General features: G+C 73.5%; 1 pseudogene. It reads left to right on the forward strand.

What is annotated here, in order from left to right:
* Window positions 1-495, forward strand: a pseudogene (locus GRC12_RS44990) (hypothetical protein); the annotation flags it as partial.

The raw sequence follows: 495 nt of genomic DNA on the forward strand, positions 1-495 counted from the left end.
CCCCCGTCCCGAGCTGCTCCGAGGGCGGCCGCTTCCCCCTCACCTCCCGGATCCGCGGCGGTCCCGACACCTACCAGGCCGGCGGCGATTACGGCACCTGGTACCTGGACCTCACCAACACCACCACCCGGACCTGCGCGGCCATCCACCCCGTCGTCGTGCTCGTCGACGACAAGCGGGCCCTGAAGCCGGACCAGCCCCGCCTGGACTTCTACGACCCCCACGACGACGGCCACCCGCACCCCGTCCGTTTCGTGCGGACCGACGAGGACGAACTCGTCGGCGCCTTCGACGACGGCCTCCCCGGCTTCACCGTCGGCCCCCGCCGGACCGTCAGCGTCAAGGTCCGTCTCGCCCTCGCCCCCGACACCGCCCCGAACGACGTCACGGTCAACGCGGCCGTCGTGCAGCGGCACGAGGACGACGGCGACTGGGTCGGCCAGTCCGGCGACTACCGCTTCCGCGTCGAGGAGGGCGCCCCGGACGCCTCCACCC

Origin of the sequence: Streptomyces griseorubiginosus, from assembly GCF_017614965.1 — a bacterium.
In the GTDB taxonomy this organism is placed as follows: domain Bacteria; phylum Actinomycetota; class Actinomycetes; order Streptomycetales; family Streptomycetaceae; genus Streptomyces; species Streptomyces griseorubiginosus_B.